This window comes from Paenibacillus sp. MMO-177, from assembly GCF_037147795.1.
Classification (GTDB): domain Bacteria; phylum Bacillota; class Bacilli; order Paenibacillales; family Paenibacillaceae; genus Pristimantibacillus.
In genome coordinates this window covers 150,199-175,628 of record NZ_JBBCUR010000010.1, presented here as the reverse complement: position 1 = coordinate 175,628, position 25,430 = coordinate 150,199, and the positions used below count along the sequence as shown (strand labels likewise).

24 protein-coding genes, 9 tRNA genes and 1 rRNA gene are annotated in these 25,430 nt (G+C 49.8%); 26 read left to right on the top strand and 8 right to left on the bottom strand.

The annotated features are described in order from the left end of the window. The 11 genes from WFK81_RS25270 to WFK81_RS25220 all read left to right on the top strand — a co-directional run. Positions 1-109 (top strand): 23S ribosomal RNA (locus WFK81_RS25270); the annotation flags it as partial. Between the two features lie 125 nt (positions 110-234). Further along, positions 235-309 (top strand) — tRNA-Glu (locus tag WFK81_RS25265). A gap of 78 nt (positions 310-387) precedes the next feature. Continuing rightward, positions 388-463: transfer RNA gene (locus tag WFK81_RS25260), tRNA-Val, on the top strand. Positions 464-480: 17 nt separating this feature from the next. Further along, positions 481-557 (top strand) — tRNA-Met (locus WFK81_RS25255). Between the two features lie 31 nt (positions 558-588). After that, a tRNA-Asp gene (locus WFK81_RS25250) sits at positions 589-665 on the top strand. 16 nt (positions 666-681) lie between these two features. Continuing rightward, positions 682-757, top strand: a tRNA-Thr gene (locus WFK81_RS25245). A 21-nt stretch (positions 758-778) separates the two neighbouring features. Further along, a tRNA-Leu gene (locus WFK81_RS25240) sits at positions 779-865 on the top strand. Positions 866-868: 3 nt separating this feature from the next. Beyond that, positions 869-943, top strand: a tRNA-Gly gene (locus WFK81_RS25235). 10 nt (positions 944-953) lie between these two features. Next, positions 954-1,030, top strand: a tRNA-Arg gene (locus WFK81_RS25230). Positions 1,031-1,049: 19 nt separating this feature from the next. After that, a tRNA-Pro gene (locus WFK81_RS25225) sits at positions 1,050-1,126 on the top strand. 103 nt (positions 1,127-1,229) lie between these two features. Continuing rightward, positions 1,230-2,219: a Gfo/Idh/MocA family protein gene (locus WFK81_RS25220; protein ID WP_336789475.1), complete on the top strand. Its 990-nt coding sequence runs from the start codon at positions 1,230-1,232 to the stop codon at positions 2,217-2,219. A gap of 56 nt (positions 2,220-2,275) precedes the next feature. Here WFK81_RS25220 and WFK81_RS25215 read toward each other — a convergent pair whose 3' ends face one another. Then, positions 2,276-2,773 (bottom strand): SEC-C metal-binding domain-containing protein, encoded by a 498-nt coding sequence (locus WFK81_RS25215; RefSeq protein ID WP_336789474.1) that lies wholly within the window; start codon positions 2,771-2,773, stop codon positions 2,276-2,278. Positions 2,774-2,960: 187 nt separating this feature from the next. On the opposite strand from WFK81_RS25215, the gene WFK81_RS25210 reads away from it, so the two are divergent. The 5 genes from WFK81_RS25210 to WFK81_RS25190 all read left to right on the top strand — a co-directional run bounded on the left by WFK81_RS25210 (position 2,961) and on the right by WFK81_RS25190 (position 8,217). Further along, positions 2,961-4,199, top strand: coding sequence for an aminopeptidase (locus tag WFK81_RS25210; protein WP_336789473.1), 1,239 nt, complete (start codon positions 2,961-2,963; stop codon positions 4,197-4,199). Between the two features lie 21 nt (positions 4,200-4,220). Continuing rightward, entirely contained in the window at positions 4,221-4,496 is a 276-nt protein-coding gene (locus tag WFK81_RS25205; protein ID WP_336789472.1) for a YqkE family protein, read from the top strand. 177 nt (positions 4,497-4,673) lie between these two features. Then, complete coding sequence (locus WFK81_RS25200) at positions 4,674-5,294, top strand: ribonuclease H-like YkuK family protein (protein ID WP_336789470.1); 621 nt, start codon at positions 4,674-4,676, stop codon at positions 5,292-5,294. A gap of 174 nt (positions 5,295-5,468) precedes the next feature. Next, positions 5,469-6,203: a metallophosphoesterase gene (locus tag WFK81_RS25195; RefSeq protein WP_336789469.1), complete on the top strand. Its 735-nt coding sequence runs from the start codon at positions 5,469-5,471 to the stop codon at positions 6,201-6,203. A gap of 133 nt (positions 6,204-6,336) precedes the next feature. Next, entirely contained in the window at positions 6,337-8,217 is a 1,881-nt protein-coding gene (locus WFK81_RS25190) for an ATP-binding protein (RefSeq protein ID WP_336789467.1), read from the top strand. 49 nt (positions 8,218-8,266) lie between these two features. On the opposite strand, the gene WFK81_RS25185 is transcribed toward WFK81_RS25190, so the two are convergent. From WFK81_RS25185 to WFK81_RS25175, 3 genes are all read right to left on the bottom strand, one after another. Then, a complete protein-coding gene (locus tag WFK81_RS25185; RefSeq protein ID WP_336789465.1) occupies positions 8,267-8,503 on the bottom strand; it encodes an NHLP leader peptide family RiPP precursor in 237 nt (78 codons plus the stop codon). A 75-nt stretch (positions 8,504-8,578) separates the two neighbouring features. Beyond that, positions 8,579-9,511 (bottom strand): hypothetical protein, encoded by a 933-nt coding sequence (locus tag WFK81_RS25180; protein WP_336789463.1) that lies wholly within the window; start codon positions 9,509-9,511, stop codon positions 8,579-8,581. Positions 9,512-9,538: 27 nt separating this feature from the next. Further along, complete coding sequence (locus WFK81_RS25175) at positions 9,539-10,249, bottom strand: hypothetical protein (RefSeq protein ID WP_336789461.1); 711 nt, start codon at positions 10,247-10,249, stop codon at positions 9,539-9,541. A gap of 329 nt (positions 10,250-10,578) precedes the next feature. Between WFK81_RS25175 and WFK81_RS25170 the strand changes: the two genes are divergently transcribed. Then, positions 10,579-11,145 carry a hypothetical protein gene (locus tag WFK81_RS25170; protein WP_336789459.1) on the top strand — a complete coding sequence of 189 codons (567 nt, stop codon included), beginning with the start codon at positions 10,579-10,581 and terminating at the stop codon, positions 11,143-11,145. Positions 11,146-11,170: 25 nt separating this feature from the next. On the opposite strand, the gene WFK81_RS25165 is transcribed toward WFK81_RS25170, so the two are convergent. Beyond that, entirely contained in the window at positions 11,171-12,043 is an 873-nt protein-coding gene (locus WFK81_RS25165) for an SDR family oxidoreductase (protein ID WP_336789457.1), read from the bottom strand. Positions 12,044-12,281: 238 nt separating this feature from the next. Here WFK81_RS25165 and efeO point away from each other — a divergent pair, with 238 nt between their 5' ends. From efeO to WFK81_RS25135, 6 genes are all read left to right on the top strand, one after another. Beyond that, the gene (efeO, locus tag WFK81_RS25160) at positions 12,282-13,145 is read left to right on the top strand and encodes an iron uptake system protein EfeO (protein WP_336789455.1); all 864 of its coding nucleotides are present in this window, start codon (positions 12,282-12,284) and stop codon (positions 13,143-13,145) included. 4 nt (positions 13,146-13,149) lie between these two features. Then, complete coding sequence (efeB, locus tag WFK81_RS25155) at positions 13,150-14,439, top strand: iron uptake transporter deferrochelatase/peroxidase subunit (protein WP_336789453.1); 1,290 nt, start codon at positions 13,150-13,152, stop codon at positions 14,437-14,439. Positions 14,440-14,457: 18 nt separating this feature from the next. Then, a complete protein-coding gene (locus WFK81_RS25150; protein WP_336789451.1) occupies positions 14,458-16,278 on the top strand; it encodes an FTR1 family iron permease in 1,821 nt (606 codons plus the stop codon). Positions 16,279-16,321: 43 nt separating this feature from the next. Then, the gene (locus tag WFK81_RS25145; RefSeq protein WP_015842624.1) at positions 16,322-16,534 is read left to right on the top strand and encodes a hypothetical protein; all 213 of its coding nucleotides are present in this window, start codon (positions 16,322-16,324) and stop codon (positions 16,532-16,534) included. 191 nt (positions 16,535-16,725) lie between these two features. After that, the gene (locus tag WFK81_RS25140; protein ID WP_336789449.1) at positions 16,726-18,114 is read left to right on the top strand and encodes a glycoside hydrolase family 26 protein; all 1,389 of its coding nucleotides are present in this window, start codon (positions 16,726-16,728) and stop codon (positions 18,112-18,114) included. 69 nt (positions 18,115-18,183) lie between these two features. Beyond that, positions 18,184-18,888, top strand: a complete 705-nt coding sequence (locus WFK81_RS25135) for a hypothetical protein (protein WP_336789447.1) — start codon at positions 18,184-18,186, stop codon at positions 18,886-18,888. A 94-nt stretch (positions 18,889-18,982) separates the two neighbouring features. On the opposite strand, the gene WFK81_RS25130 is transcribed toward WFK81_RS25135, so the two are convergent. After that, positions 18,983-19,828, bottom strand: a complete 846-nt coding sequence (locus WFK81_RS25130; RefSeq protein WP_336789445.1) for a lipase family protein — start codon at positions 19,826-19,828, stop codon at positions 18,983-18,985. A 297-nt stretch (positions 19,829-20,125) separates the two neighbouring features. Here WFK81_RS25130 and WFK81_RS25125 point away from each other — a divergent pair, with 297 nt between their 5' ends. Then, entirely contained in the window at positions 20,126-20,293 is a 168-nt protein-coding gene (locus WFK81_RS25125) for a hypothetical protein (protein WP_336789443.1), read from the top strand. After that, the gene (thrS, locus tag WFK81_RS25120; RefSeq protein WP_336789441.1) at positions 20,257-22,170 is read left to right on the top strand and encodes a threonine--tRNA ligase; all 1,914 of its coding nucleotides are present in this window, start codon (positions 20,257-20,259) and stop codon (positions 22,168-22,170) included. The genes WFK81_RS25125 and thrS overlap by 37 nt, the downstream gene beginning before the upstream one ends. A gap of 29 nt (positions 22,171-22,199) precedes the next feature. Here thrS and WFK81_RS25115 read toward each other — a convergent pair whose 3' ends face one another. After that, a complete protein-coding gene (locus WFK81_RS25115; RefSeq protein WP_336789439.1) occupies positions 22,200-23,366 on the bottom strand; it encodes a magnesium transporter CorA family protein in 1,167 nt (388 codons plus the stop codon). Between the two features lie 184 nt (positions 23,367-23,550). Between WFK81_RS25115 and WFK81_RS25110 the strand changes: the two genes are divergently transcribed. Beyond that, complete coding sequence (locus tag WFK81_RS25110; RefSeq protein ID WP_336789438.1) at positions 23,551-24,120, top strand: hypothetical protein; 570 nt, start codon at positions 23,551-23,553, stop codon at positions 24,118-24,120. A gap of 77 nt (positions 24,121-24,197) precedes the next feature. On the opposite strand, the gene WFK81_RS25105 is transcribed toward WFK81_RS25110, so the two are convergent. Then, on the bottom strand, positions 24,198-25,430 hold the full coding sequence (locus WFK81_RS25105) for an NAD(P)/FAD-dependent oxidoreductase (protein ID WP_336789436.1): 1,233 nt from the start codon (positions 25,428-25,430) through the stop codon (positions 24,198-24,200).

The following is a 25,430-nucleotide window of genomic DNA, read 5'->3' as shown; positions in this document are numbered from 1 at the left end:
ATTTCCCAATTAGTAAGACCCCTTGAAGACGACGAGGTTGATAGGTTCGGGGTGGAAGCACAGCAATGTGTGGAGCTGACGAATACTAATCGGTCGAGGGCTTATCCTAAACAACCCCCAAAAAGTGAAGTTAAGCTTTGTAGCTTATACCGAATACTTTTCGGGGACCCCGCAAGAAACTTAAGGGCTTCAAACTTTCGCATCCAGTTTTCAAGGCACAAATCTTGAATGCACGGCCCGTTGGTCAAGGGGTTAAGACACCTCCCTTTCACGGAGGTAACAGGGGTTCGAATCCCCTACGGGTCACCATTTCTACCCCAAAATAGTGTAGCAGTGCTTCGTAGGTTATTCCGATTACTTTTCGGGGATCCAGGGGTTACACAATATGGAGGCTTAGCTCAGCTGGGAGAGCATCTGCCTTACAAGCAGAGGGTCGGGGGTTCGATCCCCTCAGCCTCCACCATATAAGTTTTGTAATGCCGCGAGGTGGAGCAGTCCGGTAGCTCGTCGGGCTCATAACCCGAAGGTCACAGGTTCAAATCCTGTCTTCGCAACCAATTTTTTTCGGATCTTATCCGAAAGTAGCATGGAGCTGTGGTGTAGAGGCCTAACATGCCTGCCTGTCACGCAGGAGACCGCGGGTTCGAATCCCGTCAGCTCCGCCATTTTTAAAAGTTTTATGCCGGTGTAGCTCAGTTGGTAGAGCAACTGACTTGTAATCAGTAGGTCGTGGGTTCGACTCCTATCGCCGGCACCATCTTTACAACACAATATGCATGCGGTCGTGGCGGAATTGGCAGACGCGCTAGATTCAGGTTCTAGTGGTGTAACAGCCGTGGAGGTTCGAGTCCTCTCGACCGCACCATATGCGGAAGTGGCTCAGCGGTAGAGCATCGCCTTGCCAAGGCGAGGGTCGCGGGTTCGATTCCCGTCTTCCGCTCCATAATTTTTTTGCGGCCTTAGCTCAGCTGGATAGAGCGTTTGACTACGAATCAAAAGGTCAGGAGTTCGAATCTCTTAGGCCGCGCCATTTTTTCTTAATTGAATAACGGGATGTAGCTCAGCTTGGTAGAGCACCTGGTTTGGGACCAGGGGGTCGCATGTTCAAATCGTGTCATCCCGACCATTTCAATTCATTGGAAGTCAGCAGACGTACTTGGTACGTAGGGCGGGCTTTTTTTAGTTTTTGGACAATTTGGGGTAACTTAAGGATGAAGAGGTGAATTCTTATGCTGCGTATCGGTATTATTGGCTCTAACTTTATTACGGAAACGTTTATGAATGCAGCACGCCAGGTAGATAAGGTTGAAGTGACGGCGCTATATTCGCGTACGGAGGAGCGTGCAAAGGCTTATGCGGATGCACAGGGCATTCCTCATACCTTCACGGATATCGAAGCAATGGCGCAAAGCGATCTGATTGATGCGATTTACATAGCAAGTCCGAATTCGCTGCACGCGGAGTATGCGATTACTTTCATGAAGCATGGGAAGCATGTGCTGTGCGAGAAGCCGCTTGCCTCCAATGCCGCTGAAGTACAAGCGATGTTTGAAGCGGCGAAGGAAAATAAGGTATTGCTGATGGAAGCCATGAAATCAACTGTGATGCCCAACTTTGACGCGATTCGTGAGAACCTGCACAAGATTGGCAAAGTCCGTACTTTCTTTGCTTCGTTCTGCCAGTATTCTTCCCGGTATGACAAGTACAAAGCTGGAGAAGTGCTCAATGCTTTTCTGCCGGAATTGTCAAACGGCTCGCTTATGGATATCGGCACATACTGCATCTATCCGCTTGTCGTGTTGTTTGGCAAGCCGGACAGCGTCAAGGCAAGTGCGGTTATGCTGGAGTCCGGCGTGGACGGCAAAGGCAGTCTAATCCTGAATTACGGGGATATGGAAGCCATCCTGCTTCACTCGAAGATCTCGAATTCGAATATGCCAGCTGAAATTCAAGGCGAAGAAGGCAATATGATTATCGAGAGAATCAGTCAGCCGGCGAGCGTTCGGATTCAATACCGGGACGGGCGTCCTGAAGAAAACATCGGCAGACCGCAAGCGGACAATTCCATGGTGTACGAAATTCAGGCTTTTGCCGGGCTAATTGAGCGCGGAGAGCTTGAATCGCCGGTTAACACCTATGCCAACTCTCTGGCCGTTATGGAGATTATGGACGAAGCACGCCGCCAGATCGGGCTTGTATACCCTGCGGACAAGAAATAAGCCGATACAAAAAAGCAGGCTGTTCCGGATGAGAAACTCCGGAACAGCCTGTTCGATTATTGAGCAACCGCTTCTGGGGTTTGCTGGTTTTGCTCCAACTGCTGCATAAGGAAGCCGGAAAGCTCCTGATAACGCTTCGTAATCGTAGCAGCGGATACTTCGTATTTCTCGGCAAGATCGTTTTTGCTCTTATCGGATTCGGTAACCTCGCAGACCATATATTCCAACGCGGCACAGAATGCGCCGGATTTGCGATACGATGGTTTCGTCATATTCGTGAAATCATGCCAGATCATAATCGCCATTGCGATATGGTTTGGCTTGTAATCCTGTTTCATGGAAGCAATAAGTTCATGCGCCAGTTCTGCATATTGCGGATTAGCCCACGTGGATTCGTGGTCAACCAAGTGAACCAGTTCAGCTTCTGTAAAATGACGAATTGCATGGGAGGCTTTGCTTGCTCTAGCCGATTGTTCGTCCTTCGACATGCAGCACTTTTTATATTTCAAGCCGCTGCCGCAGTGACATTGTTCATTTCTACCTAGTTTAGACATATGAGCTCCTTCGTGCGAAAATCTTTTATGCAAGAGTACATTCCTATATAATAACATAAAAAGGGGTATGGAAAAACGAAAAACCTTCATTTTCCATTCTTTTCGTCTAAGGGTATTTCTTTTCATAGGCCTGGGACAAGAAGCAAACAATAGTCATTATACATATTTGGAAAGGTGTGAATGAGCGATGACAAACGTTGCATTCGTGGGCAATTTAACCAAATACGCTGAACTAATCGTTCGAGTAGGCGTTAATGTACAAAAGAACCAGGAGGTATTTATTACAGGAGCTGTCGATCAAGCTGACCTCGTACGTCTGGTTGCCGAGCAGGCGTATATAGCGGGAGCAAGCAATGTCCACGTAGATTGGACGGATGACAGATTGTCCCGCCTGAAATACGAGAAAGCGGCCGATGAGGTATTTACCCGATTCCCGGAATGGGAGACCGCTAAACGGGATTCCTTCGTAGAGCGTAATGCCGTGTTTATCTCCATCGTTTCCTCCAGCCCGGATCTATTGTCCGGCATTGACTCGCAGCGAATCGCCAACTACCAAAAGGCTGCCGGCCAAGGCCTGCAAGCGTTCCGCAGAGCGACTCAATCCGATAAAGTGAGCTGGACCGTTGTAGCGGCTGCCGGTAAAGCATGGGCTTCTAAAGTATTCCCTAACGTTAACGAAGAAGAGGCCGTCAACCAGCTTTGGGAAGCGATCTTCAAGGCGGTTCGTTTGCATTCCGAAGACCCGGTAAAAGCATGGGAGGAGCATAACGCTACGCTTCATTCCAAAGCGCAGGCGCTGAATGAAAATCATTTTGCAAAGCTGCATTATACGGCTCCGGGAACCGATCTGACAATTGGACTGGCAGATAAGCATGTTTGGGTTGCAGCTGGCAGCGAGAACCAGAATCATGTTTCCTTTATGGCGAATATGCCAACGGAGGAAGTATTCACGGTGCCGCAAAAGACGGAAGTTAACGGCTATGTTTCGAGCACAAAACCGCTTAGCTACGGCGGCAACATTATCGATAACTTCAAGATTACGTTTGAAGCCGGCCGAATCGTGAAGGTTGAAGCTGAGCAAGGGCAGGAAACTCTTCAAAAGCTAGTCGATACAGACGAAGGCTCGCATTACCTGGGTGAGGTTGCGCTTGTACCGCATGAATCGCCGATTTCGCAATCGAATATTTTGTTCTATAACACGTTGTTTGACGAGAACGCTTCGAACCATCTGGCTATCGGCAGCGGCTATGCTTTTAATATTGATGGCGGCAAGAAGATGTCTCCGGAAGAGCTTGTAGAGAATGGCGTAAACGCCAGCATTACGCATGTTGATTTTATGATCGGATCCGCGGAGATGGACATTGACGGCATCAAAGCCGACGGAACAATCGTGCCGATCTTCCGGAAAGGGAACTGGGCATTTTAAAGAACGGTAGGTGAGGATGAAATGGCGAAGAAGAAAAGAACGGCGCCTGCTGCCAGTCATAGGGCGAACACAAGCCCCCAGCAGGAGCAGGGGACAACGTTAAAGGATATGCTTAGCGCGGATGTGCTGCAGAAGCTTAAAGCCCAATCCGACGAGATGAAGGCGGCTGAGGAGCAGCGGAAGCTGAAGGCACGGACGGAGGCCGAGGAGGCCCGCAAGAAGGAACAGAAGCGCCTGGAGAGCGATATGGGCTATCTGCTGGAGAACAGCAAGCTGGATTGGCGGAAATACAAATAAAAGCAGGATAAGGGCCTCTAAGCCGCGAGACATCGTGGTTTGGAGGCCTTTTCGTTTTTTGGGTAAGGCAGAATCGTGCTTGCCATCATATAACTATTAATAATAATATACAACTCCTTTCGCATAGGCATGGTATAGAAGAACGGATTTAGGCGATTGCTGAAAGAAAGGGCTGAAATGTACATTGTACAGGTGACGACGATGAAAAAAAATCCGGGTAACAAGCTCCTTCTACCGGAAGAGCTGAGGTTCCAGAACGTGACGGAGAGCAGGCTTACGATTCATGAGGTGTATGACCGCATATTGAATTTTATGGCAAGCGATCCAAGGGCGGCGTATCATTTTGTCATTGGGACGGACAGCCAAGGGTTTAACGGATATACGAAGTTCGTAACAGGCATCATTATCCGGCGGATGGGGAAAGGCGCATGGGCTTGCTACAGGCAGGTTGTTGTCCCGCGCGAGCTGACCTCCCTGAAGGAGAAGCTGACGATGGAAACGGCTTTGTCCCAGGAGGTTGCCTATTATTTCGTGGATGGCGCAATTCAACGGATGGAAGAGGTGCTGCTGCCATTTGTATACCAGGGAGCATCGCTTGATTTGTTTATCGATATCGACGCAGGTACGGAGCCAACGATTAATAAAACCTCGCTTTACGTAGAAGAGATGATCGACCGGGTAAAAGGAATGGGAACGTATGCGGCAAGGGTGAAGCCGGATTCGTATGCTGCTTCGGCTTATGCCAACCGCCATACGAAGAAGCCTGTACGTTTTAAAAAGCGCCAGGGCTTCGTGTAAGCAGACGGCTTTTCTTTTTTTGTTTAACATAAAGAGCTTGGTTTAGGTTATCCCAAAACAGGACAAGTTGCTTAATCAGCCACAGGCCTTACAGCCTGCGGCTTTTTTGCGGTTCGGAAGGTTTTTTTTCGATAGCTGTAGAATGAAATACGTATAGGGGAAGGATGGGATGTCATGGGAAAGGAAAGGACGCTAGTCATTAGCGATATTCATGGTTGTTATGATGCATTTAACCGGCTGCTTGAGCGGGTAAATTACGAGCCGGTTAAAGATCAGCTGATTTTGCTCGGGGATTTCGTCAGCAAAGGGCCGGACAGCAAACTTGTAGTGGAGCAAACGGTGAGCCTGGTCAGGGAGCATGGTGCCATCGCGGTTCAAGGCAATCACGACGAGCGCTTCGTTGATATTGTCCGTAACAAGACCAAAGAAGCAAGGGAGAAGTTCTTCCGTCATGGCGGCCGTCAGACCGTCTATAGCTATCTGAAGGGAGGCGACATGACAGGAAGCGAGGAGGATCTGTTGAACAGGCTTAGAATTACGGTCCTGGAACATCATCCTTATCATGCCGACTTTTTGGAGCAGCTTCCTTATTACTATGAGGACAAGCATTTTATCTATGTGCATGCGGGGCTTAATCCGAGATATCCGAATTGGAAGGAGCAGCCGAAAAGGGACTTCTTATACATCAAGGATTCGTTTCATAAAGCGGATACGGTCGTTGATAAAGTTGTCGTGTTTGGCCATACGAAGACCGTTGATCTGCACGGCAGAGCGGATGTTTGGTACGGCAAAGGCAAGATTGGAATCGACGGCGGCTGTGCCAGCGGTCTGCAGCTAAACGCGCTGGAGATTATTGGCGGCGAAGAGGTCCGGGCGATTTCGGTACCCTCAAGAAAAGCCGCAATCTGAGTAAAAAGAGCGGATGTTCCGCTCTTTTTTTATTTTAAGATTTTTAATATAAGAGAGAAAGGTGAAGGATATGATCGAAAAATGTCGAACCTATGAGTAATAAGAACTATTTTCCAATATTTGAGGTGTAAAGATGAAGGCGATTCTGAAGTATACGATTTATATTCTTTTATCTATAGCAGTCATGACTTCAATAAGCCCGACAATCACCTTTGCGAATACACTAGAGGCAGCTCCGAAGATACCGATTACAGAGTGGCAGATTCATCCGGGCAATGATGAGGATAGTAAGACACCGCCGGCCGACGGCTGGATTACCGTAAAAGAAAACGAGAAAGAGCCAATATTGCCGAAGGGGACAAGCTCGTTATGGGTTAAGATTGAATTGCCTGCAATCTCTTATTCCCATGCAGGGCTGCTTGTGAATAAAGCATACGCTCAGAATGTTATTGCATATATGGATGGAAAAAGCGTTTATGAGACGAGAAGAAATCATTCATATGATGTTAATCGATTTGTAATACCGATTGAGCATTCCTCTATTGATGAAACAATTTACATCCATTTGGTGAACCATACGGGTAATATAGGAATTGCAGCTATTACACTTGGTGATTATTCCAAGCTCTACAGAACGATGCTTATGGGTGATGTTGATAATATTATTCTTGGAACTGCGTTTATTTTCATAGCTGCTCTCATGTTTATTTGTATGATCTTTCTGAAAAAGATCCATGTATCCGGTTGGAAATCACTTAGTTTAATTATTTTCTCAATTGGTTGTATGTTGATTTTTTACTCTCCATTTTTGTATATGGTAAATGAAAATTATGGTTGGCTTTATGCCACAGGTTTTGACCTGTCGTCCAACCTCTTTCTACCGGCACTATTTTTCTTCCTGGAGACATTCTTTGGTAGAGGGAAGTTTGGAATTATTCGTATCTTCAAGATATATGCTTTAGGTTCGATGATATTATCCACGATTGGTTTACTTTTAAATATTATGACCAACAATGCTTTCTACTCTCTTTACTATTCCGTTGCAACAGTACTGTTTGTGTTGGGAGTCTTGGGCGGATGCAGCATAGTCATTGGCGTTCTAGTTGTTCATTGCTTCAAGAAGAATAGAGATGCAATTATTTTATCTGCAGGCTTGAGCTTTTTTATATTGTTTGCAGTAGCGGATATTATTCAATATTATTCCCTTTCAAAAAATTATGAGTTTGTATATTGGAAATGGGGAACGGTATGCTTCGTGTTCACCTTAGTGGTGATGCTTGGCAGGCAAATTGTAATCGGCTTCGAAAAAGTTGTAACGTATTCTCGTCAGCTTGAGATTTTTAATAATGAACTCCAGCGCTCTGAAAAGATGGATATGATTAGTCAACTTGCGGCTTCAGTTGCACATGAGGTGCGAAATCCGTTGCAGGTTACACGGGGATTCTTGCAGCTTCTTGAAGAGAAAAGCGGCAGCAATAAAGAAAAAAATTATATGCTTCTTGCAATTAACGAGCTGGACCGGGCTTCCGAAATAATTACAGACTTCCTGACCTTTGCCAAGCCGCAGTTGGAGCATGTTTCCGTATTGAATATAGCTAATGAGTTCAAACATATTGGTACCATTCTAATTCCGCTGGCGAATATGCAAGGCGGGCAAATCAGGTTGAATATACCCGACAATTTGCAAATAAATGGAAACTCATCAAAATTCAAACAAGCCTTTATAAATATGATTAAGAATAGTATTGAGGCTTTAAAAAACGAGGGCCGAATTGATATAACCGGATATATGGAGGGAAATAGAGTTGTTATCTGCATAAAGGATAATGGAGAAGGCATGACGGAAGCGGAAATCGCCAAACTTGGAGAGCCCTATTACTCCAACAAGTCTAAAGGTACAGGCCTCGGCCTTATGGTTACCTTCAGCATTATTGAAGTGATGCAAGGTGATATCGTATTTAACAGCATCAAAGGAATAGGGACGGAAGTTACGGTTACCTTTCCGACCGCGTAAAAAAGAAAAACCACTCCGTAAACTGGAGTGGTTTTTTGGATTTCGATTATTACCAAGATGGAAACTCTTCTGCAGATGCAGTTCTTAATGCGGAGGGCTTCGGCGGGATCACCAGGTAGGCGTGATCTGGCGTTTCTTCAACGGCTGTAACTTCGATATTGTCTGGAATGTCTACGCCAAATGCATCTTTGATAGCCGCTTTAGGATCATTCAATAACTGTTGCTTGAATGAATCGTCTTCCCAAGCCTTTTGAATAATTTGATCCTTAGTAATCTGATTCGACAAAATTACCCCTCCAATTATGCTAATAAATTACTACTCGAGTAATAGAATTATAGCATAACTATTGGTTATATTATACTATTTTATCTGAAAATTCGACAAAATATAATCAAATCCTCCTGATAATAAAGTCCTCTTTGTATTCTCTACTTGATTCGTAAAACCAACAATACCTTCATGAATCGAGCGGGAGAAGGAGAGCAGCGGCGCCATGCCGACTTCACTGTCGCCTAAGATGTCGAGAACCTGCTTACTACGGGCGCAATAGTCCGTCATGAGACCACGGTCATAGATATAAGACTCTACTTCTTTTGCATAAAGCGGGAGAGCCGGCTGGCGTTTGGCATGAATCATGGATAGCAGGCAATTATAATTCCCTTCCGAGAGATCATCCTCCCAATCGGTCAGGTCATCCGCCATTTGGAGAAGAACAAGGCTATAGTCAACCAGCTCCTCCATGGATGCAATTTTTTCCGGCTGATCGGCCAGCAGCAGAACCCCGGTACTTGCTAATTTAAGAGGGGAGGCTTTTTTCGCAACCTGCACAATATCCGTCATGAAATAATCATGCCGGTCCTCGCTTACAACGGCGGAGGCCCATTCGTTCACATAGTGCCGGCGATAATTCCAGAAAGGAGAGTCCGCGGCAAACAGCTCCCGCAGTATGTCTTCCATCTCGGAATGGCATAGATGCGCGAGCGCAAGCTGCTCCTTCCAGGCAGCAGGATTCTCGTCCATCACGTCGTCCTGCAGGAAGTAATAGAGCATGCTGAATACATTGGATAGAGAAAGCAAACGGCATTGGCTGGGTGGAATGGATACAGAATCACTTACCCAATAAGGCAGCAGATAACAAATATAGTTTTTGGAGCTTTCCCGTTCAAAAACATTGAATTTGCGAAGATAAGCTAATCCCGCCTCATTAAACGGCTCAGTGAAATTGGCGATTCGCCGCTCAGCTTCAGAGAATACAAGCTGCAGCTCTGCGCGATACGGATCGAAATAGTTCATTTGTTGTATGCTCCCTGATTGCCCACTCTATTCATCACGCTTCATAATTTCCATCAAAGCGACAATCTTGACGGAGTTAAACTCCTCGGGAGAAAGACGCGAGAGAAGAGTTTCTTTAATGGATTTCTTCTCTTCAGGCGACAAGCCATCCTTTGCTTTATCGGCAAGTTCGGTCAGTTCCTTCATGGAAAACTTGCTGAGCAGCAGCTGGGCAGCTTCATCCTTGTTCTTCACAACAAGCTGGCCGCCCGCGGAAGGCTTGTCCGCCGGCTTTGCGTCATCCTTTGTGCCGGTTGACGCGCTTCCGGAATTAGAGCTTGATTTATCCGGCTTTACAGCACTTGCATCTTCCGTTTTGCCGCCGGTACCGGCATTCGCAGGGATAGAGCCCTGAAGAGCCTCAACAGCTTTTTTATCGAAATATTTGGAGTTATCGGCAATGATCTGCTGAACGGCAGGATCCTTCTTGAATGCTTCGATTTCATCGGAGGTCAGAATTTGATCGGCCATCTCGTTCATCATTTTATTGGACAGGTAGTGGAGTCCGATCTTGTAACCGGCAAATCCGATGACACCAACGATTACGATAATGGTCAGCAGCCTTGTCCATATAATCGTGCTCTTCTTAATTGGCTTTCTGGAGCCGCCAGGATACTTGATCCAGGTTCTTCCGTCCTTGCTCCTGTACTTTTGAATACCTACGAGACGGAGGGGCGTATTCATCTTTTTGAATTCCATTAGTATCGAAATCTCCTTTATATCCCATCTGTAATGTGGCTTATTATACCATATAAAAGGAGATTACTAGAAACCGTTCTAGTACGAATTCCTCACCTGATCATTCGATAGAACTAGCCTTGAACTAATTTACACTTTTCCGCCTATTTGTTAAGTTTTGATTGAGAAATACTAATAATTCCATTAAGATAGAAGGAAGATTAGGTAAATTTTCCAAAACAGGACCAAGGTCGTGGAGAGGACTGTACCTCAGCAGGTTAATGAAGCCATGGCTCCTGCATTAAAGTTAGAGGAGAAGCGTTACTTCTTTAATGTGGAGGTTGTCGGGCATGACAAGAGAGTTGGAGGTTTATGTTGTTTTAACGGATACGGGAACTTTATTTACAAGAACGATTAAATGGTTTACGAAGGATCCGCTTAATCATGCGTCGATTGCGTTTGACAGCGGGTTAAACGAGGTGTACAGCTTTGGCCGGAAAAACCCGCAAAATCCGTTCTTCGCGGGCTTTGTAAGGGAGAACATGCGCGGACAGTTATTTGCCGAAGCCAGTTGTGCCTTGTACCGGTGCCGGATACAGCCGGCTGCTTACGCCAAGATGCGAGGCGTTATTGCGGAGATGGAACGGAACAGGGAGCTGTATCGATATAATCTGATCGGTGTTATTGGCCTGCTGTTTAACACAAGGCTCATGAAGCGAGATTACGCTTATTTCTGTTCGGAATTTGTGGCATCGGTATTCGAGAAGAGCGGAGTCCATCTTGTTAATAAATCTTCGTTTCTTGTGACGCCGGGCGATCTTGAAAATACACCAAAGCTGGAGCTTGTGTACGAGGGCAGGCTGCAGCACTTATTAGATAAATGCTTAAACGAGGAAGTTGGAAAACGCCTTGCGTAGTCGCCGCAAGGCGTTTTTGCTTTTCTTAACCGTTTACAACTTCGCCGCCGTTAATATGAATGAATTGGCCGGTTACATAGCTGGAATCCTGGGAAGCCAGGTATACATACGCCGGCGCAAGCTCATACGGCTGTCCGGCCCGTTTCATTGGCGTATCGGAGCCAAAGGTGGATACGGATTGCTCATCGAAAGTGGACGGGATCAGCGGAGTCCAAATTGGACCGGGGGCAATGCCGTTGATCCGAATGCCGCGTCCGGCTAGGTTGGTTGCAAGCGCTCTTGTAAAAGAAACGATAGCTCCTTTGGTAGCGGAATAATCAATAAGGGTCGGATTGCCTTTATAGGCGGTGATTGATGCCGTATTAATAACGGAAGCGCCCTGCTTCAAATGAGGGAGGGCGGCTCTTGTCAGAAAGAACATCCCGAAGACGTTGGTACGGAACGTCTTCTCAAGCTGCTTCGCCGTAATATCTTCAAGCCGCTGCTGCACATGCTGCTCGGCGGCGTTATTAACGAGAATATCCAGCTTCCCAAAGGTCATCACCGTCTGCTCAACGGCATTGCGGCAAAAGGCTTCATCCCCGATATCTCCGGGAATTAACAGGCAGCGTCTTCCGGCTTGCTCGATCTCCTGTTGAACAAGCTTGGCATCCTCATGCTCATTATAGTATACGATGCTTACGTCGCAGCCTTCACGAGCGAACGCCACCGCTACCGCACGGCCGATACCGCTGTCTCCTCCGGTGATTATGGCAGCTTTGTTCTCTAGCTTGTTTGCCGCTTTATATTGATCGGTTTTATAGACCGGAAGCGGATTCATCTCGGATTCGATACCTGGCTGCTGATTCTGATGCTGGGGCGGGAATACCGCGCTTTTATTGCTTGATGATTGTGACACAGGGTAAAGCCTCCTTTTTTGGGTATCCGTTCATGTCTAATAGTGTGGGATGTTTGGAGGTCTGCTATACACTATGCATCAGCGGAGGCGGGGGATTAGGCGAATGCCTGTCTGGATGGGAGAGGCAAGCGAAGAACGCAAAGCACTAAAAATCTAATTGACAATGATTATCATTATGAATATACTCATTGGTAGTTCATTGCGGAAATATATTAAATGGGTGAGGGGTTAAGGATTCATGAAAACCAAGTTAGCTGCCGTTATATTGGCAAGCGCGGTTGTATTTGCCGGATGCGGCTCGAACAATAACAAAGCGGATCATTCGAAAGAAACTTCCGTGAATACGACAAATACGGAGCAAGCGGCTCCAAAGGTTGAGAACTGGGATGAGATTACCGGCCAGTATCGTCAGTATGCTCTCGAGCAAACCGATAAGCTGGTTGCCGAAACGGATAAATTTGTTCAAGCGGTGAAATCCGGCGACGTAGAGACGGCAAAGTCGCTGTATGCGCCAACCCGGATGTATTACGAGAGAATTGAGCCTATAGCGGAAGCGCTTGGCGATCTGGATCCTAACATCGATGCCCGCGAGAATGATGTGGATGAAAAGGACTGGCGCGGCTTCCACCGCATCGAGCAGTCGCTTTGGGTGAACAACTCAACTGCCGGGGCGGAGGGCTATGCTTCCCAGCTTCTTGACGATACAAAGACTCTTCGCGCCTTGGTCGAAACGGTAGACGTAGAACCAAGCCTGCTCGTAACGGGAGCGGTGGAGCTGTTGAACGAAGTGTCCTCTTCGAAAGTAACCGGCGAGGAAGAACGTTACTCGCATACGGATCTTTATGATTTCGCGGCCAACGTGGAAGGCGCGAAAAAAATCTACGAGCTGCTGAAAACCGAGCTGAACAAACAGGATGCTGACTTGGAAGCCCAAATCGGCACAAGCTTTGACAACCTGGAGCAGGCTCTCGCAGCGTATAAGAGCGGGGACGGATACGTCTCTTATACCGATCTGAAAGAGGAAGACACCAAGAAGCTGAGCCAGCTGCTTGATGCATTAGCTGAACCGTTGTCGCAAATGGGAACGATTCTGGGAGCGTAATGAGATGACAGCAGACAATAAGAATAATCAAGCTGGAGACAGCATATTGGAGAAACCGATCAGCCGCCGGGATATTTTGCGGCTGGCCGGAGTTGGAGGCGCCGGGCTATTGCTTGGCGCTTCAGGCGTTGGAGCTATATTTGGAGCAAAAGGCAGCGCCGTCTCGGGTTCGGCAAAGCCGAATAGCGAGGACAGCATAGAATTTTACGGCAAGCATCAGGCAGGCATAACAACCCCTGCGCAGGATTTTTTGATGTTTGCCGCTTTCGATCTGACGACGAACTCGGTTGACGAAGTCCGCAAGCTGTTTAAGGCATGGACGGAAGCTTCCGCGTCCATGGCCAAAGGGGAAATGATCGGGGAGGTAAACGATAATCCGCATCTTCCTCCTGCCGACACGGGAGAAGCCGCAGGGCTAAATCCTTCGAAAACGACGATTACGTTTGGCGTGGGGCCTTCCTTTTTTGACTCAAGGTTTGGTCTTGCCTCCAAACGGCCGGCTGCGCTAGTGGATCTGCCGGCTTTTGGCGGCGACGAGCTTCGCGAAGAATGGTGCGGCGGCGACATCGGCGTTCAGGTCAATGCCGATGACATGCAGATCGCCTTTCATGCGATCCGTAATCTGGCCCGCATTGCAAGAGGCAAGGCGGTGCTGCGTTGGACGCAGGAAGGCTTCCAGCGTACCGGCGGAGCCGATCCGAAGGGAGCAACTCCCCGCAACCTGATGGGCTTTAAGGACGGTACCGGTAATCCCGATACGAAAGACGAAGCGATGATGAACGACGTCGTATGGGCGCAGAGCGGAGACGGCACGCCGTGGATGGCAGGCGGCAGCTATATGGTTGTTCGCCGTATCCGGATAAGGGTTGAAGTATGGGACCGATCTACCCTAGGCGATCAGGAGGCGACATTTGGCCGGCATCGCGACAGCGGCGCGCCTATCGGCTCGAAGAATGAGTTTGACCCGGTTGACCTCGGCAAGAAGAACGAGAAAGGGAAACCGCTTATCCCTGTAAATTCCCATGTCGCGCTGGCTCGCGGGAACGGCTCGGTCAAAATTTTGCGCCGGTCCTATTCCTATTCCAGCGGCATGGATAACCGGACAGGACAGTTTGACGCCGGACTCTTATTTATTTGTTATAACCGCGATACAAGAAAGCAATTTATACCGATGCAGCAGAAGCTTGGACAAATGGATGCCCTGAACGAATATATCGTTCACAACGGCAGCGCCGTATTTGCCTGTTTCCCCGGCGTACGCGAAGGCGGCTATATCGGCGATACGTTATTGTAGAAGGGAGAATGACTTGATATGGCTGGACAACATCAACCTAAAGCTATACTCTCCCGGGTATTGCTGCTTCTAATCGCGATATGGATCGGAACGTTTGCCGCTGCCTCAACGATTAGCCTCAGCAACACGGCTCATGCCGCAGGAGCCTCGTCGCAACAGTTCGACAAGCTGCTGCCGCTTGTAGGCGGCGCTCTTGCCGCGGCGGGCGAAGGAGACTGGCAGGATGCGAAGGATCATATCCGCCAGGCTAGCGAGAGCTGGGAGCAGCTGAAGACCGAGGCGAAGGCGGATTCTGCCGATGTATCCTCGGCCATTGCTCACGCTGCGGAAGCGTTGGATCAGGCCGCGCAAAAGCCGGATGAGGCGAAGGCGGCTTTATCGGCTTTAGCGAAAGCGATCAATACGTTTGTGAAAAGCGAGAAAGCAGCCGAGGTGCCGGGGCTGTCCGGGAAAGACGCTGCCGCAACCCTGCTGCCGCTGGCGGAGAAGCTGCTCAGCAGCATTGAGGCCGGACAATGGGAGCAGGCGAATGCCGCTTACAAGCAAATCAATGACGGCTGGCCGCCGATTGAGCAATCGATCCGGGGCGAGAATTTTATCGTCTATGGCAAGCTGGAGACGACTATGAGCATGATCCGGATTGCTCTGCAGGCGGAACCGCCTCGCGAAGATGATGCCAAGAGCTATACAACAAACCTGATTACTCTGATCAACGACTACAAAGACGGGAAGATCGCAGCGGCAAGCACGAATTCCGAAGGGCTGACCATCGCGGATTTAATCGCGATATTGAATCAGGCTTCGAAAGATATTGCAGCGAACCATTACGCGGAAGCAGACGGTCAGATGCAATCCTTCATCAGCAGCTGGCCTGCCGTTGAGGGGCAGGTGCAAATCCGGTCCGCCGCGGCCTATCAGAACATTGAGATCAAGATGACCGATGTGTCCAAATACCTGCTGGCAAGAGCTCCGTCGCCGGATAAGGCGGAAGCGGTTATCGAAGAGATCCGCAGCCAGCTTGAGCCGATGACGTCGGAGGCTAAATATACGGCATGGGATGCCGGCATGATTTTGCTGAGGGAAGGACTTGAAGCGATTCTTGTTCTGGCCGCATTGCTTGCTTATTTGAAACGCACGGACAATCAATCCAAAAATGTATGGGTGTGGTCGGGCGTATGGACAGGATTGCTCTTGAGCATTTTCTTGGCGGTTCTGCTAACAACGGTCATCGCGGAGGCAACCGCGGGCAGCGCGCGGGAAGCGATGGAGGGAATTACGGGACTTGTATCCGTGCTACTGATGCTTTCCGTAGGCAACTGGCTGCACAAGAAATCGAATCTGCAGGCCTGGAACAAATTTATCGACGACCGCATGGGCAACGCGCTTGCTAAGGGAAGCTTATGGTCCCTGTTTATCGTTTCGGGTCTCGCGATTTTGCGGGAAGGCGCGGAGACGACAATCTTCTACATCGGCATGGCGGGCTCCATCGATCCCGTTCAGATGATCCTCGGAATCGGAGTCACGTTCCTCCTGCTCTTAATTATCGGCTTTGCGATCATCCGTTTCAGCGCGAAGCTGCCGATCCGGCCGTTTTTCCTTACGGCTTCGGCTTTAATCTATTACCTGGTAGTCCGTTTCCTCGGGGAAAGCATTCATTCGCTTCAGGTAGCCTCATGGCTTCCGGCGCATTCCTCGGAATCGCTTGCTACCGTTGGTTTCCTGGGCGTCTACCCGACATGGGAGACAACGATTCCGCAGCTGTTCGTGCTTGCGGTCATCTTAACAAGAATCGGAATTGCGCAACTTCGCAAAGTCCCGGCCAGGGGGCTTGCCGATTGACGCTTCACTTGATATGCTGAGTACATTAAAGTGAGGTGATCATATGTCCGCCAATGAACATAACGAGGTTCAAGCTGAGGCGCCAGCGCAAGCTAAGCCGCTTACGCAAGCTGAACGCGCGAAGCAGCTTCTTGCTCAGAAGAAGCAAGGGCAAAACGGTGCAGCCGGTCAGAAGCATCAATCGACTTCTACGCAGGCTATGAAGAGCCAGAATACGAAGAAAGTAAACAACCAGCGCAAAAAAATGGGTGTTTAATAAAAACATGCAGGGGCTGTCTTTAGCTAGTCTAACCGGACTAGATAGAGGCGGCCTTTTTCAATAAGATAGTCTGATCCGCCAAAATACGTATAAATGCCTCGCCTTTGCCTCATCCTTGGAATAGAGAAGAGGAGGAGGTTCCCCTGCTGAGCTATTGGTTAACTCATCGCCGCAAGCTGCCCGGCTTGATGCTCGTTTGTGCTCTCATCGTCATGCTGGAAGGGGCGGAAAGCGCGGCTAGAAAACAGAATCCGCTTGCCAATCCCGGTGCGTATGAGGCTGCTGTTCATGGCGAAGAGGCGCGTTATTCGGATTGGACGATTCATGTCACATTCTCGCATCCCAATTACAAGCTGGGGAAAGCCGAGCCGGAGTCGGGAGCTTATTTAGGTGCCTACGTGCTTCAGAACTCAACCATCCATAACAGCATGGAGGAGTTTAATAACTTAGCGGGGAAGCGGCATGCCAGTTTCTTCAAATATGTCGGTTACGGAGAGCCATTCCCGTCCGAGTGGGTGTCGGAAGTGAAGGAAGCGGGCGCCTTTCCCCATATTGCCTGGGAGCCTAACGATGGGCTGGCCAAGGTGAAGGATGATTCTTACTTGAGGAGATTTGCCGAAGCGGCGCGCAAGGCCGATGTACCCATTTTCCTGCGTTTTGCATCCGAAATGAACGGAACCTGGACCAATTACAGCGGAGACCCGGATCTTTTTATAAAGACCTGGAGAATGGTTCATGATGCGTTCGAGAAAATCGCTCCCAAAACGGCAATGGTCTGGACCGTCCTGAACGTGCCGGAGCGTCCGATAGAGGCCTATTATCCGGGTGATGATTACGTAGATTGGGTAGGAATCAACGTCTATAACGTAAGATATCATAACGGGGATATCAAGCAGCCATCCGCTTTCGAGGATCCCCTTCAGATGATCGATTACGTATATAACCGATTCAGCAGGACAAAGCCGATTCAACTGTCGGAATATGGCGTGACCCATTATACGGTAACCGATGGAGTGAAGGATAACGCATTTGCCATTGCGAAAATCAATCGTCTGTATTCCAGCCTTCCCGAGCTTTATCCGAGGGTCAAGGCTGTATTTTATTTCGATGTGAACAATCTTGCAGAATATAACGAGGTACGACGTATTAATGATTATTCGATCACGGATGAATCTCAGATTGTTGAAGCTTATAGACAGGCAACGGCTAGTCCTTATTATTTAAGCCATCTAGAGGATAACGCAGCATCCGCAATCGTAAACCAGCCGTTCACCTACCGCGGTCATATCTTCGAACTTGACGGGGAGCTGTACGTGGACGAAGATTTCTTCAGCCGGATCCTTCAGGCGGATGCGGAGACGATGAAGGACGGGACCGTCCAGTTGATCCGGTGGGATAACGGAATACCAAGAGTGGCGCGGGTACCGTTCGTTTCGCATAAAATATGGAGCGGATACAAATTGAACGGGATCACCCCTTTATGGAGGGACATAAGGGCCCTGCCCCTTGTTCTGGCAGCGAAGGAGCTTGGCTACCGGATCAGCTGGAATGGAATTCACATCTACCTGGAGGAATGAAACCGCTTATCCCCCCGCATAATGAAAGTACACAATTCCAATACAACAGCATGAACGGAGGGATGAATCATGACAGCGATCAGCGGCTCACCGATACGGATTTACCTGCTTGCTGGCGTTGCTACTACCAAAGGCTACTTTGATGAATGCCGTAATCAGCTTGACCGGATGTTTCGGGCGGATGGCCGCGAGCCAATCATTCATATTTTGCACCCATACGGAGATGTCAGCCGCAATCTGTACCGGCAAATTGTTGAAGTCGGCACGGATCTGACCAACCGGTTGTCCATTGGCCGTATTGGCGGACGTGCGGCATTCCAGCAAGTGAAGGAAACGATGAAAAGCGAGGAGGAGCCAATCCTTTTTATCGGGCATAGCGGAGGAGGGGCAGCAGCCTATCAGGCGGGGAAAATGCTGCATCAGCAACGCCTGAATCGGAACTTCCGAATTGTGCAGGTGGGCTCGCCTCGTATTCCGATTCATCCGGAGCTGCGGGACAAAGTGTGCTTTCTCCATTCCGTTGACAAGGAAGGGAAACTCACCGATCCGATCAGCCGGATTGGCACCTGGGGAGGATGGTCGGCGCAAGGGGCATCCGTTCCCCGCTGGAACCGGTTCAAATATTCTCCGTCTATTGTGGAAGGGATTCCGTTAATCGGCGGACATGCTCATTATTTCTGTCATCAGACGCCATACGTGGATCAGGACTCGGTATGTAATCTGGATAAGACCATTAACCGGGTACGGAACTGGCTTCTTCAATCCTGGACCTGAAAAACGCAAAAAACTCCGCGGGTACGCGGAGTTTTTTGTTTACCATAATAGCAACGCGGTCGCCCATCTTCGAGAGGACGCGATAGAGTTTTTCTCAAGGTAACGGGCACCATCCCGGAGGCTCCGAGCATATCGCTTCGGCGAACTGCGGCTCCTCGCCGTACAAGTCGGCAAAATAGCTGCTCAATATATGATTGCCCGATACCGAGCCCATCCGGAAGGCGCGTTTAATCTCGCCTTTGACATGCATATAGAAATACGTCTTCTTCGTATCCGGAGACTGGTACACAAGCGGCGGCAGATGGGGAACGATATCGTATTCGTTCTGCAGACGCCAATGCGTCTCTACCGTATTGTTGTACAGCTTGACGAAACGCGTATCCCCGACCCTTGGGGCGCCAAAGGTATAGACGATTGGCGCGGTAAACGGCGTGTTGACGGCGATGTCGAGGGCGGCAAGGGTAGCCAACGCCCCGCCTAAACTATGGCCGGTAATAAATAACGGTTTTTCTACCGGCAGCTGCCCGATCAGATCAAGCACCTGCGAGCGGGTTGATGTATAAATGTCGGTAAAGCCTTTATGGGTTTGGCCGGCATTTTTAACAGGACGGTAAGTCGTCTGCTGGGCGATAAAGTCCGATACCCAGTCCACGGCTGAACCGGAGCCCCGGAAGGCCAGAACGGAGGAACGGTCCGATTGCAGAACAAAGCCAAAGCGTTCTTCGGTATCGTCATAAGCTTTGGCAGAGAAGGCCCCCACTAATTCATACCCTCGGGGGACAAGGAAAAGGCCGTCCTTATTCTCGAATTGCGAGTAAGTCTGTCCAGCGATACCGGCAAGAAACAGGGCGATTCGGAAATCAAAAGACTGCGGCTGACCTTGTCTCATAGGCCTTGGCAACGCGGTTGTTGTATTGGACCTTCTCGTTGTTTTTGCCATATACGGATCCCTCCGCTCTTATCTTGGGCTGGTTATGTATACTATGTATGGGCGCTTGTATGGGGAACCGATTCCTCTTGACTTTTTGAAATAAAACAATGTAACATAATAACAATTTCATACGAAGGCAATGACCAAAGACATGATCCCATTCCCTAGATCCGCCCAGAGAGAGAAGCCCCGGCTGAAAGCTTCTTCGGTGAATGAACGGGATTACCGCTTTGCAGCCGTCGCCTGGAACCCGCAAACGAATTGCGGCAGTACATGTAACCGACTGATCCCCGTTAACGGATTCCAATGAGCATCGTCGCGCCGGTAACGCGCGGGATGGAATTAGGGTGGAACCACGAGCAGAACGCACTCGTCCCTTGCAGGGAGAGCTGCGTTTTTTTGCGTTCGAAAAATAAGGAAGAATTGGAGGAGCAAAAATGGAGATTCAAGCTGTTTGGCCAGACGGAAGCATAAGGAGGGTATTGCAAGGCACGACCATTGCGCAGGTAGCGGAATCAATGGATGCCGATTGGAAGAAAACAATAATAGCGGGGGCAATCAACGGCACGACGGTCGATCTTGATGAGCCGTTTGGCGACGGCAGCCGAATCGACATGATTGCTCTGGACAGCCCGGAAGGGCTTTATATTTCCCGGCATAGTACCGCACATGTGCTTGCGCAGGCAATCAAACGGCTGTACGGCGGCGAAGCGGTGAAGCTGGGTATCGGACCGGTAATAGAAGACGGCTTTTATTACGATGTAGACCTTGCTCATACGCTTTCGACAAAGGATCTGGAAGCCATTGAGAAGGAAATGTGGAGCATCGTTAAGGAGAACTTGCCGATTAGGCGGAGGGTTGTATCGCGGGAGGAAGCGCTGGCTCTTTTCGAGGAAAGAGAAGAGCCGCTCAAGCTGGAGCTGATCCGGGATTTGCCGGAAGGAGAAGTGATCCGTATTTACGAGCAAGGGGAATTCTCGGATCTGTGCCGGGGACCGCACTTGCCTTCCACCGGCCGGATCAAAGCCTTCAAGCTGCTTCACGTGGCAGGTGCTTATTGGCGGGGCAATTCCGACAATAAGATGCTGCAGCGCATCTATGGTACAGCGTTCCTCAGCAAGACTGAGCTAGCCGACCATTTGTACCAGTTGGAGGAGGCAAAGAAGCGGGACCACCGCAAGCTGGGCAAGGAGCTGGAGCTGTTTATGTTCTCGGAGGAAGCTCCGGGAATGCCGTTTTACTTGCCCAAAGGAATGGCGATAAGGACTGCGCTGGAAAGCTTCTCCCGGGAGCTGCTTAACCAGAACGATTATGAAGAGGTCCGCACGCCGTTTATGATGAACAAGCGCATGTGGGAGCAGTCGGGACATTGGGACCATTACAAGGACAATATGTATTTCACCAAGGTTGACGAGGCCGAATTTGCGTTAAAGCCGATGAACTGCCCGGGGCATATGCTGATCTTCAAGAACAGCCTTCGCTCTTACAGGGAGCTCCCGGTACGTCTGGCGGAGTTCGGCCAGGTACACCGTCACGAGCTGTCGGGGGCACTAGGCGGCATGATGAGGGTGCGTACCTTCTGTCAGGATGACGCCCATCTCTTTGTCCGTCCGGATCAGATCGAAGAGGAGATCGGCAAGATAATGGGTTTGATCGGCCAGGTGTACAAAGTATTCGGATTCTCTTATACCGTCGAGCTGTCGACCCGGCCTGCCGATTATATGGGCTCGGATGAGCTGTGGGATGAAGCGGAGCAATCTCTTAAGAACGTATTGGATGCACTCGGTGTGAAATATCGCATTAATGAAGGAGACGGTGCCTTTTACGGGCCGAAAATCGACTTCCATATCGTTGATGCCCTGAAGAGAAGCTGGCAGTGCGGAACCATCCAGCTCGATTTTCAGATGCCGGAGAAATTTGATCTGTCCTATATCGGCGAAGACAATAAGAAGCAGCGGCCGGTTGTTATCCACCGCGCGGTTTACGGTTCTCTCGACCGGTTCATTGGTATTCTGATCGAGCATTACAGCGGGGCTTTCCCGATCTGGCTCGCCCCGGTGCAAGCCAAGGTCATACCGGTATCGGAGCATGAGCTCGATTACGCGCTTCAAATCAAATCGCGGCTCATTGAAGCGGGGATTAGGGTAGAAGTGGATGCCCGCAGCGAAAAGCTCGGCAATAAAATAAGGAAAGCCCAGCTCGAGAAGGTTCCTTATATGCTTGTGGTCGGAAAAAACGAGCGTCTAAGCGGCAGTGTGTCGGTCCGCAAACGAGGCGAGGCGGAAGGATCCGTGCAGCAGCCGGAAGAGATCGCCGCAGCAATTGCAGAGGAACTCCACAGACGGAAATAGAAATGAAAAAAAGGCGCTTCCCGACGATGTTAGATCGTCTTGGAGCGCCTTTTGCGCGACAGCTTGGACAGGTCCGGCTCCGTCGCAATGCTCTCGCTTCTCTCGGTCAATTGTTCTTCGGACATCGCAATTCGTGTCTGGTTTTTCTTGTTCTTGTTGGAATCCCGTCCCGTGAGCAGATCGCCGGTCCAGCCTTTTTGCCATAACCAGACATAAATCAGGATGGTAATAAACAGGATAACGACGCACATTCCCGCAAAGCCCAGCTGATGATTGTCCCAAGGAAGCGGTTTGAAGTTTGTTCCCCACAGGGCGCCTATAACGGTTGCGGGCGTAAAGATTACGGTGAAGATTGTCAGCGTCTTCATAATATCGTTGCCGCGGAAGCTGGATAGCGCGTCGTCCATTGAAATCAGCGTATCGATCTCGAGCGCGTAATGCTTCAGCAGGGAATCAATCCGGTCCAGCTTGTAGGTGGTTCGTTTGAATACTTCCGTTTCGGTCAGCGTGTCCATAAAAGCCTCTTGAGCAGCACCGTACAGTTCCCGAATAGGGATGAAAAGATGGCTCCAATGCAATAAATCATAGCGGCGTTCAAAGATGACGTCGAGGAGTCCCGTTCTGTTCGATATCCGCATAGCCTGCTCTAACTCGCCCAGCCTTTTTTCAAAGCCGTCGAGTCCCGCATGGAATGGTCCAAGCAGCTGCCCCAGCATAATAAAGAACGCTTCGGGAGCGGATGAGCAGTCCTTGAGCCGGGAAGTAACGGAATCATCCTGCAAACGAATCATGAGACGCAGGTCTGTGTGAAGCGTAACAAGCTTGCCGGCGGTAAGCCAGAAATGAAATGGCTGTACATCGGTCATTTCCTCTGAGGCTTGCAGCATCAAGGTGCCTGATACGATTGTGTCCTGATTGGCATAATGAGCGACGGTCACCTTATTGACCTGTCTGCCCCAGCACTCGTCCAGCCAGCCGGAACATTCGGGAAGGATACGCTTGCAGGCCAGTTGTTCTTCAAAGTCGTCGCCCGTAACAGGAGGTGCGGTAAATGTCATTGATGCCTTGGACGGGTCAGCTTTTTTTCGGTTTTCTTTGCGCTTTGGCAGCTCCTCGGTTGTCTCCAGCGGGGGGCGTTCGAGCTGGAGTACATGCCATTCCCAATCCGCGGGGTAGCGAAGCATCCGATGAATCATTCTGTACCTCCTGTTCGTTTCTGTCTAATTTCCGTTCTCCTTGTCGCTTACTCTTCATCATACCCTGAACCGCTTGCTGACACAACCTTCCATACTACTTCCTATAAGCGAGAATAACCGAGATTGATTGCGGGTGAAACAGGGTATAACTACCTTGAAGAAAGAAGAGGAGGATGATGAGACTATGGCTAAAATAATTGGATCATTTGCTACACAGCAGCAGGTAATCGATACCATTCATTCCCTTGAGCAGGCTGGTTTCGTCCAGGGGGAAATGAAGATCCTCGCGAAGGATAGCGAGCATTCCCGGCGTATTGAAGCCGAAAGCGACATCCATGTCGACGAATTAACGGAGCTGGCGCAAACGACCGACGACATCGAAGGCGATGAAAACCGCGGAAGGGCTTGGACGGGGGCGGCAATTATCCCTGCGATCGGTCTGACGGGAGGCGGCTCATGGAATCCGGGTTTCGCCGCTGCGGGGCTGGTAGCTATGGGAAATACGCTGACCGGAGATTATATTTTCGGCGACGAAGATCATATTGAAGGGGCTATGATGGCGCTTGGACTAGAGGAGCAGGAAGCCGCCGCCTGCCGTGATTCCATCCGCGAAGGCGCGACCTTAGTGATTATTGAGTCTGAAGAGAGCAAATCCTTGCTGGACAAGGATGGAGGCCCGGACTTGTCGCGACTTGGCATCGCAGAGGGCGTCTTTAGGCAGCACGGGGCGAAGCGAATTTTCCACGGCTCCTGATTTACGATACTGAAAAAGGGATTCGGCCCTCGGCTGAATCCCTTTTTGTGCGAGGAATCAAAAATCAAACTCATGCCTTATGCTTGAAGAGTCGGCCGCTTTAGCCCTACGACATCAACGAGCGGATGCTGCTCCCCTTTAATGAGAGTCAGCAATATACGAGAAGCCATCATGCTATATACCGTGCCGTTGCCGCCGTACCCCAGGCAATAATAAACTCCCGGCATAGCGGGGTCTTCTCCGATAAAAGGCAGATTATCGACGGATTCTCCGAAGGTCGCGCTCCATTCATACTCGAATGGGGCGTCCAGCATCGGAAAATGAGCAGTCAGCTTATCGTAAAGCTTGTCTATCCGTTTGCTCCGCGCTCGCTCGCCGTCAACGGGATGCTCGGTTGGTTCATCGAGTCCTCCGATGATCACGCGTCCGTCCATGGTTGTTCTCATGTATAAGTAGGGTCTGTCCGTTTCCCAGATCAGCATTTGTTTATGCCAATGAAGAAGCTTGTTCCTGTCTTGCGCTGCGGTTACGGCGGCAAAGGAGCGGTTCATGACCGGCTTGATTAACTGCCCCCGAAGCTCTTCGGGTTCATAGCCCACCGCGTATATGACCTTTTCCGCTTTAACGACATGCCCGCCGGCGGTTGCAAGCTGATGCTTGCCGTCCGTGGTGACCTCATGGGACACCACTTCCGTGTGCTCGAATATTCGCGCGCCGTTTGCCGTTGCGGCTTCGGCCAACCCGTGAACGAACCGGAACGGGTTTATTTCGGCATCGCCGTTCGTAATAAGAGCTCCGGAGCGGCGGAAGGGGAAATGCTGCGAGATGGTGTCCGCTTCCCAGAAATCGACATCAAAACCATGCTGTCGCAAGGTTTCGTATTCTTTCCGGAGCTTGGGGAGATCCTGCTCCGAACTGGCGTAATAAAGGCTGCTTCTCGGCACGAAATGGGAATTGGCTTCTAACCGGCCCGCAACCTTGCCAATCTGCGCAACCGCGTCTCTGCAGGCGGCATAGAAGCTTACGGCAGCCTGCCTTCCGATCTGCCCGATCAATTCGCAAAGCATAATATCATTGGAAAACTGCAATAATCCCGTATTGGCGGAAGTGCTCCCGCCCGCAATCGTCTCCCTCTCCATAATCGCGGCGGCGATACCGCTGTTCTGCAACGCATAAGCGCACATGGATCCGGACATCCCGCCTCCAATAATGGCCACCTGCACTTCTATATCTTCCGAAAGAGCGGAATATTTCTTGTAATGCTCCTCGGTAGAGGGCCAGAACAGGCTGCCGCTGTGCAGCTCCTTCAT